Origin of the sequence: Gilliamella sp. B2887 (genome assembly GCF_026537015.1) — a bacterium.
Classification (GTDB): Bacteria; Pseudomonadota; Gammaproteobacteria; order Enterobacterales; family Orbaceae; genus Gilliamella.
The window spans coordinates 19,603-35,880 of record NZ_JAFNMX010000014.1 but is presented as its reverse complement, the minus strand read 5'-3'; the positions used below and the strand labels follow the sequence as shown (position 1 = coordinate 35,880).

The 16,278-nt window shown below is 35.0% G+C and carries 15 protein-coding genes; 13 read left to right on the top strand and 2 right to left on the bottom strand.

The features are described from left to right. The first annotated feature begins 228 nt into the window (after positions 1 to 228). The 12 genes from ptrA to J3U13_RS10290 all read left to right on the top strand — a co-directional run bounded on the left by ptrA (position 229) and on the right by J3U13_RS10290 (position 13,679). The gene (gene ptrA, locus J3U13_RS10345) at positions 229 to 3,102 is read left to right on the top strand and encodes a pitrilysin (RefSeq protein ID WP_267341928.1); all 2,874 of its coding nucleotides are present in this window, start codon (positions 229 to 231) and stop codon (positions 3,100 to 3,102) included. A gap of 114 nt (positions 3,103 to 3,216) precedes the next feature. Beyond that, positions 3,217 to 4,089: a helix-turn-helix domain-containing protein gene (locus J3U13_RS10340; RefSeq protein WP_267341927.1), complete on the top strand. Its 873-nt coding sequence runs from the start codon at positions 3,217 to 3,219 to the stop codon at positions 4,087 to 4,089. 31 nt (positions 4,090 to 4,120) lie between these two features. Then, positions 4,121 to 5,401, top strand: a complete 1,281-nt coding sequence (gene aroA / locus J3U13_RS10335; protein ID WP_267341926.1) for a 3-phosphoshikimate 1-carboxyvinyltransferase — start codon at positions 4,121 to 4,123, stop codon at positions 5,399 to 5,401. Position 5,402: 1 nt separating this feature from the next. Next, positions 5,403 to 6,083: a (d)CMP kinase gene (cmk, locus tag J3U13_RS10330; RefSeq protein WP_267341925.1), complete on the top strand. Its 681-nt coding sequence runs from the start codon at positions 5,403 to 5,405 to the stop codon at positions 6,081 to 6,083. Between the two features lie 113 nt (positions 6,084 to 6,196). After that, a complete protein-coding gene (rpsA, locus tag J3U13_RS10325) occupies positions 6,197 to 7,879 on the top strand; it encodes a 30S ribosomal protein S1 (protein WP_267341924.1) in 1,683 nt (560 codons plus the stop codon). 100 nt (positions 7,880 to 7,979) lie between these two features. Further along, the gene (locus J3U13_RS10320; RefSeq protein ID WP_267341923.1) at positions 7,980 to 8,270 is read left to right on the top strand and encodes an integration host factor subunit beta; all 291 of its coding nucleotides are present in this window, start codon (positions 7,980 to 7,982) and stop codon (positions 8,268 to 8,270) included. A 327-nt stretch (positions 8,271 to 8,597) separates the two neighbouring features. Next, positions 8,598 to 9,425: a ComEC/Rec2 family competence protein gene (locus J3U13_RS10315; protein WP_267341921.1), complete on the top strand. Its 828-nt coding sequence runs from the start codon at positions 8,598 to 8,600 to the stop codon at positions 9,423 to 9,425. Next, positions 9,356 to 10,906 (top strand): DNA internalization-related competence protein ComEC/Rec2, encoded by a 1,551-nt coding sequence (locus J3U13_RS10310; RefSeq protein ID WP_267341920.1) that lies wholly within the window; start codon positions 9,356 to 9,358, stop codon positions 10,904 to 10,906. The genes J3U13_RS10315 and J3U13_RS10310 overlap by 70 nt, the downstream gene beginning before the upstream one ends. Before the next feature lie 96 nt (positions 10,907 to 11,002). Further along, the gene (gene lpxK / locus J3U13_RS10305) at positions 11,003 to 12,016 is read left to right on the top strand and encodes a tetraacyldisaccharide 4'-kinase (protein WP_267341957.1); all 1,014 of its coding nucleotides are present in this window, start codon (positions 11,003 to 11,005) and stop codon (positions 12,014 to 12,016) included. After that, positions 12,013 to 12,198: a Trm112 family protein gene (locus J3U13_RS10300; protein WP_267341919.1), complete on the top strand. Its 186-nt coding sequence runs from the start codon at positions 12,013 to 12,015 to the stop codon at positions 12,196 to 12,198. Before lpxK ends, J3U13_RS10300 begins: the two co-directional genes overlap by 4 nt. A 20-nt stretch (positions 12,199 to 12,218) precedes the next feature. Further along, positions 12,219 to 12,983 carry a 3-deoxy-manno-octulosonate cytidylyltransferase gene (gene kdsB / locus J3U13_RS10295; RefSeq protein WP_267341918.1) on the top strand — a complete coding sequence of 255 codons (765 nt, stop codon included), beginning with the start codon at positions 12,219 to 12,221 and terminating at the stop codon, positions 12,981 to 12,983. A gap of 3 nt (positions 12,984 to 12,986) precedes the next feature. Continuing rightward, positions 12,987 to 13,679, top strand: a complete 693-nt coding sequence (locus tag J3U13_RS10290; RefSeq protein ID WP_267341916.1) for a DUF2461 domain-containing protein — start codon at positions 12,987 to 12,989, stop codon at positions 13,677 to 13,679. Between the two features lie 15 nt (positions 13,680 to 13,694). Here J3U13_RS10290 and J3U13_RS10285 read toward each other — a convergent pair whose 3' ends face one another. Continuing rightward, positions 13,695 to 14,357 carry a MarC family NAAT transporter gene (locus tag J3U13_RS10285; RefSeq protein ID WP_267341915.1) on the bottom strand — a complete coding sequence of 221 codons (663 nt, stop codon included), beginning with the start codon at positions 14,355 to 14,357 and terminating at the stop codon, positions 13,695 to 13,697. 108 nt (positions 14,358 to 14,465) lie between these two features. Next, positions 14,466 to 14,987 (bottom strand): single-stranded DNA-binding protein, encoded by a 522-nt coding sequence (locus tag J3U13_RS10280; RefSeq protein WP_267341914.1) that lies wholly within the window; start codon positions 14,985 to 14,987, stop codon positions 14,466 to 14,468. Between the two features lie 227 nt (positions 14,988 to 15,214). On the opposite strand from J3U13_RS10280, the gene corA reads away from it, so the two are divergent. Next, positions 15,215 to 16,156 (top strand): magnesium/cobalt transporter CorA, encoded by a 942-nt coding sequence (gene corA, locus J3U13_RS10275; RefSeq protein WP_267341913.1) that lies wholly within the window; start codon positions 15,215 to 15,217, stop codon positions 16,154 to 16,156. Positions 16,157 to 16,278: the final 122 nt, after the last annotated feature.

The window sequence follows — 16,278 nt, the reverse complement described above, 5'->3', positions numbered from 1 at the left end:
TGTGAAATAAAATGGTAAACAATTTATAACATTACTGAACTGACCGTATTATGGTTGAGATTACTTATTCAACAGTAGTGATTGAATTATAGTATTCTTTTTAGACAAAAGAAATTTGACCTTCGTTAATTTTTGTTAAGAAATTTTAACGTGCAAATAATGTGTGTTTCTCTCCCTAATTGCTTAAAAAAAGACTATAATATTATTTTTTTGTTAGGCGAAGATTATATGGATAAGATAAAAATTATTTTTTTTATAATATCAGTGCTTTTTATTTTTAATTCCTCTTTTGCAATTGAAAACAAAATTTCCTTCCCAGCGCTTTTAGAGAAAATACAACAAAGTGATCGCGATAAGCGTCAATATGAAGTAATTGAATTAGCCAATCAAATGCGGGTACTATTGGTATTCGATCCTAAAGCGGCAAAATCATTAGGCTCATTAGCTTTACCAGTGGGATCATTGCAAGATCCTAAAGATCAACAAGGATTAGCTCACTACACAGAACATATGGTACTGATGGGATCCAAAAAGTACCCTAAACCCTCAAGTTTTTCCGAATTTTTAAACCGTCATGCGGGCAGCTATAATGCCAGTACTGCTGCACATCGAACTGCTTTTTATTTTGAAGTTGAAAACAGTGCTTTAGATACCGCGATGGATTATTTGGCCGATGCGATAGCGGAACCTAAATTAGATTCTAATTTTGCGGATAAAGAACGCAATGCGGTTAATGCTGAAATGACAATGGCCAGATCAACCGATGGCTTTAGAATCCGGCAAGTTAATGCGGAAACCATCAATCCTGATCATCCTGCAGCGCAATTTGCAGGCGGTAACTTAGAAACACTAAGTGATAAACCAAACAGTAAATTACAAGATGCATTAGTCGCATTTCATAAAAATTACTATTCATCCAATATTATGGTAGGGGTGATTTATAGTAATCAATCTATTAGTAAATTGGCAAAATTAGCTGAAACAACTTTTGGCAAAATTCCGAATAGAAATGTCACTGCTCCTAAAGTGGATAAACCGGCTTTAACACCAAATGTACTAAGTAAACAAATTGCTATGGTGCCAGCACAACCGAAAAAAGTGCTATTTTTACAGTTCCCAATGGAAAGTAATTTGGCTAAATTTGCCGATAAAACCGATGAATATATCAATTATTTGATCAGCAATAACAGCCAAAATACATTATCCGATCAACTGAAAAAGCAAGGATTAATTGAAGCAATAAGTTCAACTTATGATTCTATACGTTATGGTAATAGTGGTACGTTTAGTATAAATGTCAGTTTAACTGATGAAGGCCTCGCTCAGAAAGATAAAGTGATTGGTGCAATTTTTAATTATTTACAATTAATTCAAAAGCAGGGTGTTTCTGACGCCTATTATGAAGAGCTTAAAAAAGTTCTAGCTTTAGAATTTAAGTATGAAGATGTAGATCGGGATATGTCTTATGTTGAATGGCTATCTGATCAGATGTTGTTATATCCAGTACAAAATATATTAAATTCCAATTACATTGCCACTAATTTTGATAAAGCGGCAATTATTGCTCGCTTGAAAAGTTTAACGCCTGATAATACCCGAGTTTGGGTGATTTCACCAGATCAAAACACGGATAAAACTGCTTATTTTGTCAATGCACCTTATAAAATTGAAAATATCACTAGCGAACAAAAAGCTCGTTGGTCAACATTGGGTAAGAGTTTTACCTTCTCTTTACCTCAATTAAATCCTTATATTCCTGATGATTTCTCAATTGTGAAACAAAATTATGATCAAGCTCAACCAACAGAGTTTAGTAAACGTGGTAATCATATCCATTTTGTAAGTCAGTATTTCAAAAATGAACCTAAAGCTGCTATTGTCGTCTCTTTGCGTAGCAATCAAGCCTTTGCTTCAGCCAAAGCGGATGTCGCTTTTGAATTACTTGACTATATTGCAAACCGAAGTTTGAGTGATTTACAATTTCAAGCTGCGGTAGCGGGGATCTCGTTATCCACTCAAGGTGATAATGGCTTGATGATCTTAGCAAGTGGTTTTAGTCAACACCTATCCAAAATGGTGACAGCCGTTCTTGATGGTTATCGTAATGTCACTATTGATGAACAAACTTTAGCTTTAGCGAAATCTTGGTATCTACAAAAACTTGATAATGCCGATCATGCTAAAAGTTACTGGCTAGCTGTTCAACCCATTAATGCTCTATCTGTGTTACCTCGTTATTTTGAACGAGATGAACGACGTCAAATTACGGCCAATATTACTATTAAAGATATTGTCGATTATCGTGATAACTTACTTTTTCGCTCTGTGCCATATATGATTAGTTTAGGTAATTTATCTAACGAGAACTCTTTAGATCTTTACCACTCTATCCAAAAAACATTAGTACGCGATGTTGAATATACACCGAGTGAAAACATTATTATCAAAAATTCGCTGGATGCTAAAATTATTCAACAAGCAAAGAGTACTGATAATGCCTTAATAATGGGTTATATTCCAACAGGCTATAATAGAATTCGTAGTGGTATATTAAGTTATACTTTGTCTAAAATCCTATCCCCATGGTTTTATGATCAAATACGGACTAATGAACAATTAGGTTATGCAGTATTTGCAACTCCGATGACAATAGGTGATTCCATAGGAATAAGCTTTACAGTACAAAGTAACCAATATGATCCAGCTTATTTATTTAAACGCTATCAAGAATTTTATCCAGTGATATCAAATAAATTGCAGGCTTTATCTAAAGATGATATTAATCAATATAAAAAAGCAGTGTTTGAAGAATTGACTATGCCACCACAAACTTTAGATGAAGAATTAAGCCGTTATTTACCTGACTATCGAAATAACCGTTTCGCGTTTGATTCATTGACAAAAAAAATTGAGCAAGTGAAGAAAATCACCAAGCAAGATCTTATTGACTTTTATCATCGCTCCATTATAGAACCCAAAGGTTTAGTCTTAGCGTCCCAAGTATTAGGTAAACGCCAAACTGATGCAAAGCAACCAGAAGCAATTTCAGAATTTACCGAATATGAAAAAGTTTCAGCTTTACAAAAGGTTCTATTAAACTGATTTCTGTTTTAAATATGAACCTAAAAATAGGTTCAACCTGATAAATTTTTACAAAAATTGGCATTGTTATCACCATGTGATACACTGCCAAAATCCTAATGTTTTGAGTGTATTATGATTACTGGAACGATTGATTATTGTGCTATAGGTCAGCGCTTGCGCGCATATCGTATTGCTGCTTCGCTAAAAGCAGAAGATGTTGCAAAAAATCTTAAAATTTCACGAGCAGCGGTATATCGGTTAGAGAAAGGTGAAATTGTTAAAATTGAAACATTAGAACGGTTGGCTTTTTTACTCAATACCTCTTTTGCAAGTTTACTTGGAATTGATACAGAATATTATTCAAGTGGCGAAGGTTTTTTTGAACGTATGCGACAACTTGAAGAACAATCAACTCATATTTATTCTCATTTCGATCCTTTCTCATTTTTATTAACTTCACCAAACTATCTTAATCATTTAGCTATGATGATAGAAGAGTCTAGTGAGTCAATTGAACCGCAAAAATATGCAGTTATTTTGTCAATTTTAAAACATCGTAAAATACAATTTTACCAGTCAATTCCTAAGGTGATAAACTTAATTAGTTTACGTAATGTTGAACGTCTTTTGCATATCGGCTTAGTCGGTAACTTAACCATTTCGCCAGGTAAAAAATCAGAAAGGATGCTGCTTGCTCGTAAAGAAGTCTATCATTTAATTGAACTCATTGAACAACAATCTTATGCGCCAACCATCGCTATTACTCAAGAAGCGATTCCATCAATTGCTTTTCAAATTTTTTATCAAAATGGTGAGCCAATTTCACTTGCAATGAGTCCTTTTCGTTTAGGCGAATTACCAAATGTGACAACAGGTATTGCATCAATTACCTCTTCGAATGATGCCATTAAACGCTATCGCTCGTTATTTGATAGATTATGGAAAAATAGTGCCAAAGATGAGCATGCCATTGATTTGTTAAAAACAACACTAGATAAATTTTAAAAAACTACAATAAATATTAAAGAGAGTCATCATGTTATCCTTAACTTTACAACCAATAAAAAAATTTAACGGCACCATTAATTTACCCGGTTCTAAAAGTGTGTCTAATCGTGCATTACTATTATCCGCTTTGAGTAAGGGTAATACGCGTTTAACCAATTTACTTGATAGTGATGATGTCCGCTATATGCTAGATGCTTTATCGGCTTTGGGTGTGAAGTATCAGCTATCACATGATAGAACCATCTGTGATGTCGAAGGTGTAGGTGGTATGTTACCTTCGTCAAACGCCTTAAAACTTTTTTTAGGGAATGCTGGTACCGCAATGCGACCACTCGCTGCGGCTTTATCTTTAGGCAATAATAATATTGTACTAACCGGTGAGCCACGCATGAAAGAGCGTCCAATTGGTCACCTAGTTGATTCTCTCCGTCAAGGTGGTGCTAAAATTGATTATCTTGAAAATGAAGGTTATCCGCCATTACACATTCATGGTGGTTTTATTGGCGGTAATATTCAGGTTAATGGTTCAGTTTCTAGCCAATTTTTAACTGCATTATTAATGGCTTCACCATTGGCGCCAAACGATACTCAAATTACGATAATTGGAGATTTAGTATCTAAGCCTTATATTGATATTACAATTAAAATGATGGCGATTTTTGGTGTAACAGTCACAAATCATCATTATCAAAAGTTTACAATTAAAGCCAACCAATGTTATCAATCGCCGGGCAATTATTTGGTTGAGGGTGATGCTTCATCCGCTTCTTATTTTTTAGCTGCTGCTGCGATTAAAGGTGGTACAGTACGAGTTACAGGTATCGGTAAAAAAAGTTTACAAGGCGACACTCAGTTTGCCCATGTACTTGAAAAAATGGGCGCTAAAATTACTTGGGCAGATGACTATATTGAGTGTACTAGTTGTGATTTAAATGGCATCGATATGGATATGAATCATATTCCTGATGCAGCAATGACCATTGCAACAACAGCACTTTTTGCGAAAGGACCAACAACAATTCGCAATATTTATAACTGGCGCGTAAAAGAAACTGACCGTTTATATGCGATGGCAACTGAATTAAGAAAAGTTGGCGCTACGGTTGATGAAGGTGAAGATTATATTACAATCGTTCCTCCAGCTAAATTAACCCATGCTGAGATAAAAACTTATAATGATCACCGTATTGCAATGTGTTTTTCATTAGTGGCATTATCGGATACACCAATAACAATATTAGATCCTAAATGTACAATGAAAACTTTTCCAGATTATTTTGAACAATTTAAACGTTTAAGTGAAGAATAAAATGAATCGATCTGTTCCTGTTATTGCCGTTGATGGCCCAAGTGGTGTTGGTAAGGGCACATTATGTCAAGCGTTGGCAAATCATTTTAAATGGCGTCTTTTGGATTCCGGAGCAATTTATCGCGTTCTTGCACTTTCGGCGCTTAAACAAAATATTGCTCTTGATGACGAGCAAAAACTTGCCCAATTAGCGTTTAATTTGCCATTGGCATTTGATACAACTGGTAGTGAAGTAAAAGTTTTGTTAAATAATCTCGATGTTTCAAAAGAGATTCGCACAGAACAAACCGGTGGAGCAGCCTCAAAAGTTGCCGCAATGAATAGTGTTCGAACCGCTTTATTACAACGCCAACGAGACTTTAGACAGGCACCAGGATTAATTGCTGATGGTCGAGATATGGGAAGTGTTGTGTTCAAAGATGCGCCTGTTAAGATATTTCTGGATGCGAGTGCGGAGTCCCGAGCAGAAAGAAGAATGAAACAGTTGCAAGAGAAGCAAAATCATGTTAAATTCGCCGAAATTTTGCAGGAGATAACTGCGCGTGATGAGCGCGATCGAAATCGAACTGTTGCGCCACTTAAACCTGCGGATGATGCTTTAATAATTGATACCACATCCCTATCTATTCAAGATGTTTTCAATCAATCTATTAAGTATATAAATAAAGAACTTGCATTGTAAGTTTTTTCTTGCAGTGTAGAACTAGCTCCTATATAAGGATGTATGGAGTATCACCAACAACCCCACAAGACAGGATGTAATGTGGACGTTAATTTTAACTAAAGTATATAAATATGACTGAATCTTTTGCTCAACTCTTTGAAGAGTCTTTAAATCAACTAGACACTCGTTCTGGTAATATGATCCGTGGTACTGTCGTTGCAATCGACAAAGATGTTGTTTTAGTTGATGCTGGTTTAAAATCTGAATCAGCAATTCCAGTAGAGCAGTTTAAAAATGCACAAGGCGAATTAGAAGTTCAAGTTGGCGATGTAGTTGATGTCGTTCTTGATTCTATTGAAGATGGCTTTGGCGAAACAATCTTATCTCGTGAAAAAGCTAAACGTCACGAAGCGTGGCTAACATTAGAAAAAGCAGTTGAAGATGCTGCAACAGTATTAGGTGTAATCAATGGTAAAGTTAAAGGTGGCTTTACGGTTGATCTAAATGGCGTTCGCGCGTTCCTTCCTGGTTCGCTTGTTGATGTTCGTCCATTACGCGATACTTCTCATATTGAAAACAGAGAAATCGAATTAAAAGTTATTAAATTAGACCAAAAACGTAACAACGTAGTTGTTTCACGTCGTGCTGTTATTGAATCTGAAAATAGTGCAGAAAGAGAACAACTTCTTGAAAATCTACAAGAAGGTTCAGAAGTTAAAGGTATTATCAAAAATCTTACTGATTACGGTGCATTCGTTGATCTTGGCGGTGTTGATGGGTTACTTCATATCACTGATATGGCTTGGAAACGTGTTAAACATCCAAGTGAAGTGGTTGAAGTGGGTCAAGAATTACTTGTTAAAGTACTTAAATTTGACAAAGATCGTTCACGCGTATCTCTTGGCTTAAAACAATTAGGCGAAGATCCATGGGTATCAATTGCTAAACGTTACCCTGAAGGAACTAAAGTAACTGGAAAAGTAACCAACTTAACTGATTACGGTTGTTTTGTTGAAATTGAAACGGGTGTTGAAGGTTTAGTTCACGTTTCTGAAATGGATTGGACAAACAAAAACATCCACCCATCTAAAGTTGTTAGCTTAGGTGATGTGGTTGAAGTCGTTGTTCTTGAAATTGATGAAGAACGTCGTCGTATCTCTCTCGGTCTTAAACAATGTAAACCAAATCCATGGTTACAATTTGCTGAATCACACAATAAAGGTGATAAAGTTAGCGGTAAGATCAAATCAATTACTGATTTTGGTATCTTCATTGGTTTAGATGGTGGTATCGATGGTTTAGTTCATCTTTCAGACATCTCATGGAATATGCCTGGTGAAGAAGCTGTTAAATCTTATAAGAAAGGCGATGATATCGAAGCTGTTGTGTTACAAGTTGATGCAGAACGTGAACGTATCTCTTTAGGTATTAAACAACTTGAAGATGATCCATTCAGTAGCTTCGCTGCTAACTACAAAAAAGGCACAATCGTTAAAGGTACTGTTACTACTGTTGATGCTAAAGGTGCAACTATTGAAATCGCAGAAGGTATTGAAGGTTACTTAAAAGCCCAAGATATCGCTCGTGAACGTATCGAAGATGCAACTACTGTATTAAAAGCTGGTGATGAAGTTGAAGCTAAGATTGTTAACATCGATCGTAAAACTCGTGCAATTTCGTTATCAATTCGTGCGAAAGATGAAGCAGACGAAAAAGAAGCACTTGCAGCGGTGAATAACACGACTACTCAAGAAGATGCATCATTTACTAACGCAATGGCGGAAGCATTTAAAGCAGCATCAAAAACTGAGTAAAAATTGTTTATGCAAAGAGTAAAGAGGGCTTGCCCTCTTTTTCTTTTGTAGTATAAAATGAATTGATTTTATGCCGCGCAAAAATTAATTAGGAGTGACCATGAACAGATCAGATTTAGCAGAAAAAATAGCCAACTGGCGGGCACACCTTCCCGTGCAGCTAGTTGACGATGCTGTGAGAGATATTATCGAACAGATCGCTTTGGCTATGGAAAGTAATGATCGTGTTGAAATTCGAGGTTTTGGTAGTTTCAGTTTAAATTACCGAGCCCCACGTAAAGCAAGAAATCCTAGAACTGGTGGTAATGTAGAAGTTAAACACAAATATATTCCTCACTTTAAACCGGGTAAAGAATTACGTGAAAGAGTGGATAATGCTGCTAAAGCGTAATATGTAAATATTATCGTTTTTGAAGCCTTTGAGTAAAATCAAAGGCTTTTTATTTCACTACCATTTAATCACGACTGTCAATAAATTACTATACTATTATAAAATTTCCCTACATTAGCAATTCTTTATTATCAAATCAACCTTATTTTTGTTCTGATAGTTAACAATATTTTCACAATAAAATGATGAAATAAACTTATTATCTGAAAATTACTCTCAATTCATAGATAAATTGGAAGCCAGCTCTAACATTACACGATACATTGATTAATTCAAATCACCATGCGATATGTTAAGTGTTCTATCAAATGAAGCTTATTTAGATTAATGCGACAATTATTATCAGTTGATTTATTGGCAATCATATTTTCATTGGGTTGTTTGCCATTGATGTTTTTACCTTCACTGCTCGGTGATGTTCAATGGTATATCATAGTTTCAATATTAATTGTTTTAATTTTGATTGTGCCGTTTCAATTGCAAAGTTATATGATTGTCATTTCTGTATTTTCTATTAGTTTTTTATGGTCTATAGCGTATTGTAAACAATATTTTACAAGAATTGAGCCATACATCGACAAAATTGTTGTGGTAAAAGCAGAAATTAAAAGTATAAACATTCAAGATTTAACTACGCCAACAGATCCTTATTATGTAAAAATTGCAGTCAATGATGATTCTCAACCTTTTATATACCCTAAGGTAACCATATCGGTATATTGGGATCAACAAATCAAGCCAAAAGCAGGGCAAATTTGGCAATTAACTTTGAAAACAAAAGCAGTACATGGCTATTTAAATGAAGGTGGATTTGATAGCCAACGTTTTGCTGTAGCCAATCGAAACCTTCTATCTGCAAAATTATTTCAAGCAGAGTTAATTGAAGATAATTTGAACATTCGGCAGTTTATCGCTGATCATTCGTTACCCTACATTGATTCATTTACTTATCAAGGTATTTTATTGGCATTCGCTTTTGGTGATCGCAGTCAAATGATTGATGAGCATCGTTTCATTATGATGCAAACAGGCGTTGCACACTTAATGGCTATTTCAGGTATGCACATTTTGCTGATTTTTGGTCTTTGCTGTACTTTTATAAAAGTTTTGATGTTTTTTATTCCTCAGCGTTTTATATATTTTTTTTCCCACTGATAATAGGATGGTTAGGCGCACTATTTTATGCTTGGTTAACTGGGCTTAGTCCCCCTACATTACGTGCTATACTAGCATTGTCTATTTGGATATATTTACGTTTCAAAAATAGTCAAATCAGTGCCTGGCAAAAATTAAATCGTATCATTGCACTATTATTATTCTTTGATCCGTTAATGATTCTATCTGAAAGTTTTTGGTTATCTTGTTATGCGGTAATAAGCTTAATTTTTTTATTTGATTGGTTACCTTTGCCTAAAGTGATAAACAATAAAAAACGTTGGTATTGGTTCAGGTTGTTGCATTTGCAATTGGGTTTGATCTTATTATTGTTACCTATTCAATTGGTTATCTTTCAAGGGATAAGTTTGGTCTCTTTGTTAACAAACTTGATTGCTATTCCTGTTATTACCTTATTCACTTTGCCTGCTATTATTTTAGCGCTGTTATTTAGTGTCATTCATTGTTCGCATCTTGCGTTATGGTGTTGGTTTATTGCGAATAAATCGCTGGAATGGCTATTTATCTGCTTGGATAAATTTAATTTTTTATGGCTTGATATTTCTCCTGATTTTTATCTTTTAAGTATTATCGGTTGGCTCTCCTTGGTTGTTGTACGTACCGAGTTATGGCGGCGCTTTAGTGTTACATTATTAATAATCTTGATGATACTTTGCACCCCCTTTTTTAAACAACCAGAGAATTATTGGCGGTTAGATATGCTGGATGTTGGGCATGGACTGGCGATTGTTATTCATAATGGCAAATCAGCAATTTTGTTTGATACGGGAGCTAGATGGGAACAAACTTCCGCAGCAGAGCGGATTATTCTACCCTTTTTACGATGGCATAATTTGAATTTGGATGGGATCATCATCAGCCATCAACATAATGATCATATAGGCGGTTTAGCTTTACTTCAACGTCGTTTTCCTAAAGCTTGGCTAATGAGCTCATCTTCAGAATTAGATAACCATCATCAATGTTTAGCGGGCAACACTATTGTTTGGAATCATTTGTTTTTGAATGTGTTATGGCCAACTCAATTAGTTCAATATGCACAAAATGCCGATTCGTGTGTGATACAGGTGAGCGATGGGCATTTTTCAGTACTTTTAACTGGGGATTTAGAACGTAATCAAGAATATCAATTAGTAACAAAATATCGAAATAAATTAGCATCAACTATATTGCAAATTCCTCATCATGGCAGTAGTACTTCATCTAGTTATGCTTTTTTAAATCATGTTAAACCAGTAAAAGCATTAGCCTCAACTTCTCGATATAATCCTTGGAAGTTACCATCTGGTAATGTAGTAGCAAGATATCAAGATCTACACATAGATTACTATATTACTGCTAAAACAGGGCAAATCAGTCTGATTTTTGAAAATCAAAAATGGGTATTAAAAACGATGCGCAGTGAAATTAAACCAAGATGGTATCATGATTGGTTTGGTAGTTTACCGATTTATGAGTAAAATAACTTATCTTTTGCTGTAAGCAACTAATTTAGTCAATGCTATATCGAAAAGATATACAAAAAACTATAAACATAATTGAGTGATATTAACGTGATGATTGAAAAACTTTGGTATGGTAAAAATCGGTTATTTTGGTTACTAATACCATTTTCTCTATTATATGGAATAATTGCGTTTGTTCGTCGCTTTTTATATAAAATGGGTATTTTCAAATCCTGGCACTCACCTGTACCTATCATTGTTATTGGTAATTTATCGGTAGGAGGTAATGGCAAAACGCCATTGGCTATCAGTTTAATTGAAGCGTTGGAAGCAAAAGGATTGAAAGTTGGTCTTGTCTCACGTGGCTATGGGGGCAAAGCGGAAAACTATCCACTTATTTTAGATAATACGACAACAACCGATCAGGCAGGTGATGAACCCGTTCTCATTTATCAACGAACCCATGTTCCTGTAGCCGTCTCGCCTAATCGTTGCCAAGCCGTTAAAGCATTATTAAAAAAAAACCAATTAGATGTAATTTTAACTGATGATGGTCTGCAACATTATGCATTAGCTCGAGATATTGAAATTGTCGTAGTGGATGGTAAACGATTATTTGGTAATAATTGGTGGATGCCAGCAGGTCCAATGAGAGAGAGAAGCAATCGGTTGAAATCGGTTGATTTAATTATCGTAAATGGTGATAGTGTAAATAATTTAGTCGAGCAATATCCCGATAAAACATACACCATGCAATTAATACCAAAATATGTGATTAATTTGCTAACCAAAGAAAAGAAAGAGTTATCTTCGTTATCAAACATTTGTGCCGTTGCTGGTATTAGTAATCCACAAAGATTTTTTGATATGTTGATTAGTATGAAGGCTGACTTAAATAAAACCGTCGCTTTTGCTGATCATCAAAAATTTTCCTTATCATTATTAAATAATGTCGCACGTCGTGAGCAGACATTGTTAATGACTGAAAAAGATGCTGTCAAATGTCAGCTATTTGCTGAACCCAATTGGTGGTTTTTGCCTATTGATGCTGTGATACCAAAACCAGCCATTGATCATATCTGTTTATTATTAGATAAAATAAATCTCAAAGAGAATAAAAAATGAAACAAATTTTATTAAGTGCACTTGCTTGTCCTAAATGCCATGGACAATTGCAGTATGATGCAGAACATCAACAATTAATTTGCCAAGCGGATAATCTGGTTTTTGCGATTAAAGATAATATTCCTGTATTGCTTGAATCCGAAGCACAATCATTCAACCAATCACCATCTATTAAAGAATAAAAGAATATAAGGCTTTAGTTATGAAATTTTCGGTTATTATTCCAGCTAGGTATGCTTCGAGTCGTTTACCCGCTAAACCATTGGCAGATATCCATGGTAAACCAATGATTGTACGTGTTATGGAGCAAGCACAAAAATCTTCAGCCCATCGTGTTATTATTGCTACTGATCATCAGCAAGTCTTTGATGTGGTTAAAGCGTATGGTGGTGAAGTTATTCTAACTAGTGATAAGCATCATTCAGGCACTGAACGTTTAGCTGAAGTGATTAATCGTTATCAATTCGCTGATGATGAGATAATTGTTAATGTGCAAGGTGATGAACCATTAATTCCTCCTGTAATTATCGATCAGGTGGCTAAAAACCTAGTGCAATATAAAACGGGGATGGCAACATTAGCTGTAACTATTGATTCACCACAAGAGGCTTTTAATCCTGGAGCAGTAAAAGTTGTAACCGATAAAGATGGTTATGCGTTATATTTTTCTCGTGCAATTATCCCTTGGGAGCGTGATCGATTTGCTAAATCAACCGATTTACTGAAGCAATCAAGCATCGGTGATTTTTATCTACGTCATATCGGCATTTATGCTTATCGTGCAGGTTTTATTCGACAATATATCAATTGGGCTCCATCATCCCTTGAGCAAATTGAAATGTTAGAACAATTGCGGGTGCTTTGGTATGGTGAAAAAATTCATGTGGCAGTTGCCAAACAATCTCCTGCAATTGGTGTAGATACTCAAGAAGATTTAGAAAAAGTAAGAACATTATTTAAGGAGTAAGCAATGGCAAACTTTACTGGTTTTACGCAAGCAGGGCTCAATTTTCTACAAGATGCTTGGATCAACAATAGTAAACCGTGGTTTGAAGAGCACCGTGCTATTTATGACAACGATTTAATTAAACCTTTTCGCTTACTGGTCGAACAACTCACACCAGAAATGCTTAGTATTGATGAATGGTTTGAAACGCGCCCAGCGATTGGTAAAACGATATCGCGTATTCATCGTGATACGCGGTTTTCTAATGATAAATCCCTTTATCGCAGTCGTTTATGGCTAACATTTAAACGACCTAATCGTGATTGGAAAGAAGCGCCTGCTTACTTTTTTGAAATAACCCCAAGTAGTTATCAATATGGACTTGGTTATTATTGTTCTTCAAAACAGACAATGGATATTTTTCGACAAGAAATTCTTAATGATACGAATAATTTTCTAGATATGACTCGCTGCGTTAAAAAACCATTTGAATTGGTTGGTGAAAGTTATAAACGCCCATTAATTAAAGAACAAGATGAAAAGATCGCGACCTGGTACAACCGTAAAAATTTAGCTGTGATGGTAACAAACAATCATGTTGAAGATGTGCTAAATGAAGAATTACCTAAAAAATTGGCAAAAGGATTTAAACAGTTAGTTCCACTTTATGATTATTTAATGAGAGTGGAAATGATTAAAAATATCCCAAAACTTTGAATTTTATAATAAAAACTATATATTTGGGAAATTCATTACTAATTCTTTAATGCCATTAATAATAAATTGTGTACCTACACAAACTAACAAAAATCCCATAATTCTTGAGGTGGCTTCAATGCCACTTTTTCCCATAAATCGCATAATATTACCAGCACTACGCATACAAAACCATAGTATAATACATAATGATAAAGGAACCAGAATCGATGCAGCGTAAACAACCCAAGTTGAAATATCGTAGCCTCCGCTTTTAACTGTTGAAGACATACTAATGATCATTGCGATAGTTCCTGGACCTGCGGTACTTGGCATAGCTAGTGGCACAAAGGCAATATTATTGGAAACTTCTCTCTTTTTAGCATCTGCCTCAAGGGTCTTATGAGATGGCTGTTGAGGAAACAACATTCTAAAACCTATAATACCAACAATCATTCCTCCTGCTATACGTAAACCGGGAATAGATATTCCAAATGTATTCATCACCAGTTGTCCACAATAAAAGGAAACAACCATAATCAAAAACACATAAATACAAGTTAACTTTGATTGGTAATTACGTTCTTCATTGGTCATATCGCCAGATAAACCCAATAAAAGTACAACGGTGGTTAATGGATTAGTTAATGGGACAAAGAGAATTAAACCAAAGCCAACAGTTTGTAACAGTTCCAACATAGCTATATCTTCTATCCATTAGAAATTACAGCTAAGTATAAATGAAATAATTAAAAAATGATATATGGGCGCGTAGATTCACGCCCAAATTTAACAGTGGTAGTCATTTTAGAATGGAATATCGTCATCAAAATCCATTGGTGGTTCAGGTGCTTTAGGTTGTGGTGCTGGTACATTTTGATTGGGTTGACGAGATGACGCTGCGGGTGCCGATGACATATTATTAGCACTTTGCCCCCAATTATGAGAACCATCATCAAAATTATCATTACTATTTCCACGTGAACCTAGAATTTGTAAAGTTCCACCGATAGGATTAATTACTACTTCCGTTGTGTAACGATCTTGTCCTGATTGGTCTTGCCATTTTCGAGTTTGTAATTGTCCTTCAAGATAAACTTGAGTGCCTTTTTTAATGTATTCACCTGCAATTTCGGCTAATTTACCAAAAACGACAACTCGATGCCATTCAGTGCGATCACGGGTTTCTCCGGTTTGTTTATCTCTCCATGATTCTGAGGTTGCTACACTAAAATTAGCTACAGCATTTCCATTTGGCATGTAACGGACTTCGGGATCTTGTCCTAAATTACCAACTAAAATGACTTTATTTATTCCTCGGTTTGCCATTATAAACTCCTAAAAATTGCATAAGTATTTAAGTGGCATATTGTAACATGAGACAATAGTAATATCAGCGAATTTAATTTATTAATGGAATTTTTATCCCATTTTATAAATTTGTAAATATGTAGAAAGATTGGGTTAGACATAGGAATTTTTAGCCATAACGAGTATAATGCCTACCATTTGTTAAAGTATTGTTCTAAAACGTTCCCCTTACTACAGGAGTCCTTATGATTAATGCGTTTGGATTAAAAAACAAACAATTAGTAAAAATTAATGAAAGCGATATAAATAATGCGACTTGGGTTGATTTAATCGAACCAGAAGAAGCCGATCGCGATTTTGTTTTAACACATTTAGGACAAAACTTAGCAACGAGTATTGAATTAGACGACATCGAAGCGTCAGCTCGTTTTTTTGAAGACAATGAAGGCTTACATGTTCACTCATTTTTCTTTTATGAAGATGCAGAAGATCGAGCCGGTAACGCAACGGTTGCATTTACAGTACACAATGGTCGACTTTTTACTTTACGTGAACGTGATTTACCGGCTTTTCGTTTGTATCGAATGCGATCACGTTATCAGGGGATGATCGATGGGAACCCATACGAAGTATTACTTGACCTTTTTGAAGTTAAAGTTGAACAGTTAGCTGACCAAATTGAAAACATATATAGTGAGCTGGAAGAATTAAGTTTGATAATTATGGATCGTTCATCTCAAGAACATTACGATGAAGCAATTACATCATTGGCCGAACTTGAAGATACTGCATGGAAAGTTAGACTTTGTTTAATGGACAGTCAACGAGCAGTCAATTATCTTGTGCGTCGTGCGAAGATGCCAGTAGACCAATTGGAACAAGCTCGTGAAGTTATTCGCGATATTGAATCACTTGTTCCACATAATGAATCATTATTTCAAAAAGTAAATTTTTTAATGCAAGCTGCAACCAGCTTCATCAATATTGAGCAAAGTCGAATTATTAAAATATTTTCAGTTGTGTCTGTTGTATTTCTACCTCCAACTGTGGTGGCATCGGCTTATGGTATGAACTTTGAAAATATGCCAGAATTGAAATGGGAATATGGTTATCCATTTTCGTTAATCTTGATGTTACTTGCAGGGGTTGCACCTTATATTTATTTTAAACTTAAAAAGTGGCTATAAATCTTATTTACATATAATAGTAAAATAATTATCTGCTGACTAGTTAGCAGAAGTGTTTATTGTGGTAATCATCAGTTAAAGGAATAAACTTAATGTAACTAGTTAATCATATTGCCAGTTTT

What these genes read in the sequence shown, in the direction of transcription:
- ptrA (WP_267341928.1), top strand. Translation starts at nt 229, where the DNA reads ATGGATAAGATAAAAATTATTTTTTTTATAATATCAGTGCTTTTTATT.
- J3U13_RS10340 (WP_267341927.1), top strand. Translation starts at nt 3,217, where the DNA reads ATGATTACTGGAACGATTGATTATTGTGCTATAGGTCAGCGCTTGCGC.
- aroA (WP_267341926.1), top strand. Translation starts at nt 4,121, where the DNA reads ATGTTATCCTTAACTTTACAACCAATAAAAAAATTTAACGGCACCATT.
- cmk (WP_267341925.1), top strand. Translation starts at nt 5,403, where the DNA reads ATGAATCGATCTGTTCCTGTTATTGCCGTTGATGGCCCAAGTGGTGTT.
- rpsA (WP_267341924.1), top strand. Translation starts at nt 6,197, where the DNA reads ATGACTGAATCTTTTGCTCAACTCTTTGAAGAGTCTTTAAATCAACTA.
- J3U13_RS10320 (WP_267341923.1), top strand. Translation starts at nt 7,980, where the DNA reads ATGAACAGATCAGATTTAGCAGAAAAAATAGCCAACTGGCGGGCACAC.
- J3U13_RS10315 (WP_267341921.1), top strand. Translation starts at nt 8,598, where the DNA reads ATGCGACAATTATTATCAGTTGATTTATTGGCAATCATATTTTCATTG.
- lpxK (WP_267341957.1), top strand. Translation starts at nt 11,003, where the DNA reads ATGATTGAAAAACTTTGGTATGGTAAAAATCGGTTATTTTGGTTACTA.
- J3U13_RS10300 (WP_267341919.1), top strand. Translation starts at nt 12,013, where the DNA reads ATGAAACAAATTTTATTAAGTGCACTTGCTTGTCCTAAATGCCATGGA.
- kdsB (WP_267341918.1), top strand. Translation starts at nt 12,219, where the DNA reads ATGAAATTTTCGGTTATTATTCCAGCTAGGTATGCTTCGAGTCGTTTA.
- J3U13_RS10290 (WP_267341916.1), top strand. Translation starts at nt 12,987, where the DNA reads ATGGCAAACTTTACTGGTTTTACGCAAGCAGGGCTCAATTTTCTACAA.
- J3U13_RS10285 (WP_267341915.1), bottom strand. Translation starts at nt 14,357, where the DNA reads ATGTTGGAACTGTTACAAACTGTTGGCTTTGGTTTAATTCTCTTTGTC.
- J3U13_RS10280 (WP_267341914.1), bottom strand. Translation starts at nt 14,987, where the DNA reads ATGGCAAACCGAGGAATAAATAAAGTCATTTTAGTTGGTAATTTAGGA.
- corA (WP_267341913.1), top strand. Translation starts at nt 15,215, where the DNA reads ATGATTAATGCGTTTGGATTAAAAAACAAACAATTAGTAAAAATTAAT.